The 4,130-nt window shown below is 70.7% G+C and carries 4 protein-coding genes; 1 reads left to right on the top strand and 3 read right to left on the bottom strand.

What is annotated here, in order from left to right:
* Window positions 1-118 precede the first annotated feature (118 nt).
* Both E4099_RS29915 and E4099_RS29910 read right to left on the bottom strand, forming a co-directional pair.
* Window positions 119-469, bottom strand: a complete 351-nt coding sequence (locus E4099_RS29915; protein ID WP_135342246.1) for an antibiotic biosynthesis monooxygenase family protein — start codon at window positions 467-469, stop codon at window positions 119-121.
* A 170-nt stretch (window positions 470-639) separates the two neighbouring features.
* A complete protein-coding gene (locus E4099_RS29910) occupies window positions 640-1,086 on the bottom strand; it encodes an anthrone oxygenase family protein (RefSeq protein WP_135342245.1) in 447 nt (148 codons plus the stop codon).
* Window positions 1,087-1,178: 92 nt separating this feature from the next.
* On the opposite strand from E4099_RS29910, the gene E4099_RS29905 reads away from it, so the two are divergent.
* Window positions 1,179-1,757, top strand: a complete 579-nt coding sequence (locus E4099_RS29905) for a TetR/AcrR family transcriptional regulator (protein WP_135342244.1) — start codon at window positions 1,179-1,181, stop codon at window positions 1,755-1,757.
* 273 nt (window positions 1,758-2,030) lie between these two features.
* Here the strand turns inward: E4099_RS29905 and ilvD are convergent, their stop codons facing one another.
* Window positions 2,031-3,881, bottom strand: a complete 1,851-nt coding sequence (gene ilvD, locus E4099_RS29900; protein WP_135342243.1) for a dihydroxy-acid dehydratase — start codon at window positions 3,879-3,881, stop codon at window positions 2,031-2,033.
* Window positions 3,882-4,130: the final 249 nt, after the last annotated feature.

Here is a 4,130-nt window from a genome sequence, read left to right as displayed (position 1 = left end):
GGGCGGACCAGGGCGCCTCACTCGGGAGATCCCTGACCGCGCATCGCCGCCTCGCCGGTGACCGCCCAGGGGAGGGCAGGGCTTCTCCGGCCGCCCTCCCCCGATGGCAGCCGCCGTGTCATGCGTCGATCTGCTCGAAGATGTGCGGGTACGACACGACGTCCTCGGGGAACTCGGCGGCCATGCGCTGGAACTCCGGGCTGCCGAGCGCCGCGGCGAGAGCTTCGGTCGATTCCCAGACCGCGACGTTCATCAGGAGTTCGCTGCCCGCCGTTCCCTTGTGCATCCGCAGGGAGACGAATCCCGGCTGGGCCTTCATGAACTCGGCCTGCCTGTGGAAGAGGGCCAGGAACGCTTCCGTCCTCTCCTTCGGGACGACGAAGGTGTTGGCCAGGACTATGGGTCCGGTCTTCTCCTTGAGCTGCGCGAACATCGGCGTGTTCGGGTCGAGACTCTGCAGCTTGGCCATTTTCGCAACTTCCTCTGGCTATAGGTGAATGGGTGTCGCCGGGTCCGCGTCCCGCGGATACCAGCGGAGTTCGGGGGTGTCGGCGTCCGGTGCGGACGCAGGTGCCGGTGCCGCACTTCGGGCGCACGGCCGAGCGGTCGCGGCTGACGACCCGGCGGGAGCCCGTGGGCTCAGGTGAGGGCGGCGGCCAGCAGGGCGAAGGCGGCGATGATGACGGCGACGCGGACGTAGTGGAAGCGGTCCCAGCGGTTCATCTGCTCCTTCCAGTCCTCGGGCCGGTTCTCGGGGGTCCACGTCTTGCCCCGGTCGTTGATCGGGACGAGCAGCAGCACCGACATGACCACGCTGAGGATCAGCAGCGCACCGGCGGTGACGACCAGCCCGTTGCCGTGGTGGTGCCACCCGGCGACAGCCCAGATGCCGACGAGGACGAGCGAGCCGATGTACCAGACCGGCATCACGGCGCCGAGCATCCGGCCCCCGTGGGCACGGCCGAGTTGGCCGCTGTCCTCCGGAAGGGCGTCGAGGATCCGGTTGACGACGAAGGCGACGGAGAACTCCACCCCCACCATCAGGCCGACTACCACGATGGTGACGACCTCGAGCGCGTCGAGCATGATTGACCTCTCCTGGCATCTAGCGCCGCTAGCTGACGTGGCAACGCTAGTACTACTGAGGCTCGATTGTCTAGCGGTGCTAGGTTCAGTGCATGTCGATGCAGGAGCGCAAGCAGCGCGAGCGGGCGGAACGTGAGCGCCTCATCGTGGCGACAGCCCGCGAACTCGCCGAGCAGCAGGGCTGGGACGCGGTCACCACCCGCCGGCTCGCCGAATTCATCGAGTACAGCCAGCCCGTCCTCTACAGCCACTTCCGCGGCAAGCGCGAGATCATCGGCGCCGTCGCCACCCAGGGCGCCACCGAGATGGCCGCGGCGGTACGTGCCGCGACGGCGACCGCGGACAGCCCGCGCGCCCGGGTCACCGCCCTCACCCGCACCTACCTCGACTTCGCCGCCCGCAACCCGGCGGTCTACGACGCCCTCTTCCTGCTCGACGGCGGTCTCGCGTACGCGCGGGAGGACACCCCGGAACCCCTCAAGGACGCCTTCGCCGCCCTGCTGGAGTGCCTCGCCGAAGTCGCCGGGGACGGCGTCCACCCGGGACTGTTCACCGAGGTGTTCTGGGCCTGCCTGCACGGGATCGCGGCCCTGACCCGGACGGGACGGCTGCTGCCGGAGGACGCGGAGTCGAGGGTGGAGCTGCTGGTGGACCGTCTCGCCGTGCTCTGACCACACCATCCCGGCGGGCACGCGGCCGGGGCCCTCGGGCCCCGTCGCCGCCTGCCCGCGACTTCACTTCCGGTCACGCGCGCCCGCACGGCGCGGCCGCAGATCGCAGAGCCCCGCCCCTCGGACGGGCACCCGCGTACTCGGCTGCGAACGCACCCTCCCGGCGATCCGCGCCCGCAAGGGAGAGCGGTACCGCGAACCGCGGGAGGGGGGCCCGCACACGTACAGCCGGCCGAACCGGGCTCGTCATTCGGCCAGGGAGGTCCGGCCGGGTCAGCCGAGCCTGGTCACGTCCCGGACCGCGCCCTTGTCCGCGCTGGTCGCCATCGCCGCGTAGGCGCGCAGGGCCGCGGAGACCTTGCGCTCACGGGAGGCAGGCGCGTAGACGCCACCGAGTGCCTCGCGGCGGGACTCCAGTACGGCCTCGTCCACCAGGAGTTCGATCGAGCGGTTGGGGATGTCGATACGGATCCGGTCGCCGTCCTCGACCAGGGCGATGGTGCCGCCCGAGGCCGCCTCGGGGGACGCGTGGCCGATGGACAGGCCGGAGGTGCCGCCGGAGAAGCGGCCGTCGGTGACCAGGGCGCAGGCCTTGCCCAGGCCGCGGCCCTTCAGGAAGGAGGTGGGGTAGAGCATCTCCTGCATGCCGGGGCCGCCGCGCGGGCCCTCGTAGCGGATGACGACGACATCGCCCTCCTTGATCCGCTTATTGAGGATCTTGTCCACGGCCTCCTCCTGGGACTCGCAGACCACCGCCGGACCCTCGAAGGTCCAGATCGACTCGTCCACGCCGGCCGTCTTCACCACGCAGCCGTCCTCCGCCAGGTTGCCCTTGAGCACGGCCAGACCGCCGTCCTGGGAGTAGGCGTGGGCGATGTCGCGGATGCAGCCGCCCTCGGCGTCCAGGTCGAGGGACTCCCACCGCTCGGACTGCGAGAAGGCGGTGGCCGAGCGCCGGCAGCCGGGCGCGGCGTGGAACAGCTCGACGGCCTCGGCGGAGGCGGAACCTCCCCGCACGTCCCAGGTCTTGAGCCACTCGGCGAGCGAGGGGGAGTGCACCGTGTGCACGTCCTCGTTGAGCAGCCCGCCCCGGTACAGCTCCCCCAGGATGGCGGGGATGCCGCCGGCCCGGTGCACGTCCTCCATGTAGTACGTACCGCCGGGGGCCACGTTCGGGGCGACCTTGGCCAGGCAGGGGACGCGGCGCGAGACGGCGTCGATGTCCGCCAGGTCGTAGTCCAGCTCGGCCTCCTGGGCGGCGGCGAGCAGGTGCAGGATCGTGTTGGTGGAGCCGCCCATGGCGATGTCCAGGGCCATGGCGTTCTCGAAGGCGGCCCGGGTGGCGATGTTGCGCGGCAGCACGGACTCGTCGCCCTGCTCGTAGTAGCGCTTGGTGATCTCCACGACCGTGCGGCCCGCGTTCTCGTACAGCGCGCGGCGGGCGGTGTGGGTGGCGAGCACCGAACCGTTGCCGGGCAGCGAGAGGCCGATCGCCTCGGTCAGGCAGTTCATGGAGTTGGCGGTGAACATGCCGGAACAGGAGCCGCAGGTCGGGCAGGCGTTCTCCTCGATGCGGAGCACGTCCTCGTCCGAGACCTTCTCGTCGACCGAGTCCACGATCGCGTTGATCAGGTCGAGCTTGCGGACCGTACCGTCCACCAGGGTGGCCTGGCCTGCCTCCATCGGGCCGCCGGAGACGAAGACCACCGGGATGTCGAGGCGCATCGCGGCCATCAGCATGCCGGGGGTGATCTTGTCGCAGTTGGAGATGCAGATCAGCGCGTCCGCGCAGTGCGCCTCGACCATGTACTCGACCGAGTCGGCGATCAGGTCGCGGGAGGGGAGGCTGTACAGCATGCCGCCGTGGCCCATCGCGATGCCGTCGTCCACGGCGATGGTGTTGAACTCGCGCGGCACGGCGCCCGCGGCGCGGATCGCGTCCGAGACGATCCGGCCGACCGGGGCGAGGTGGGTGTGGCCCGGCACGAACTCGGTGAAGCTGTTCGCCACCGCGATGATCGGCTTGCCGATGTCCTCGCTCGCTACCCCGGAGGCGCGCATCAGGGCTCGGGCGCCCGCCATGTTGCGGCCATGGGTGACAGTGCGGGACCTCAGCTGGGGCACGGTGCTCCACTCCCTCGGATACGTAGGTCGGGCCTCGCGGAGCGGGTACGGTGCCCTTCACGAGCAGCACCGCGGTCTACGGCGCGGCGCCGCCCGCCGGGCCGCGAAGCCACGTGTCTCCCACCGAGCCTACGCCGGGAATCCAAGATCTGGACGTGATGTCCGGATAACGGGACGGTGGTACGTCGCCGGGGCTGTGCGGACCCCGCCGGGGGCGGAGGTGGGCGGTGCGTCGCCTGTCTCTTATAC

Source organism: Streptomyces palmae, assembly GCF_004684805.1.
Lineage (GTDB): Bacteria > Actinomycetota > Actinomycetes > Streptomycetales > Streptomycetaceae > Streptomyces > Streptomyces palmae.
The sequence above is the reverse complement of the archived record's forward strand: the minus strand, read 5'-3'. Positions and strand labels throughout refer to the sequence as shown.

What these genes read in the sequence shown, in the direction of transcription:
- E4099_RS29915 (WP_135342246.1), bottom strand. Translation starts at nt 469, where the DNA reads ATGGCCAAGCTGCAGAGTCTCGACCCGAACACGCCGATGTTCGCGCAG.
- E4099_RS29910 (WP_135342245.1), bottom strand. Translation starts at nt 1,086, where the DNA reads ATGCTCGACGCGCTCGAGGTCGTCACCATCGTGGTAGTCGGCCTGATG.
- E4099_RS29905 (WP_135342244.1), top strand. Translation starts at nt 1,179, where the DNA reads ATGTCGATGCAGGAGCGCAAGCAGCGCGAGCGGGCGGAACGTGAGCGC.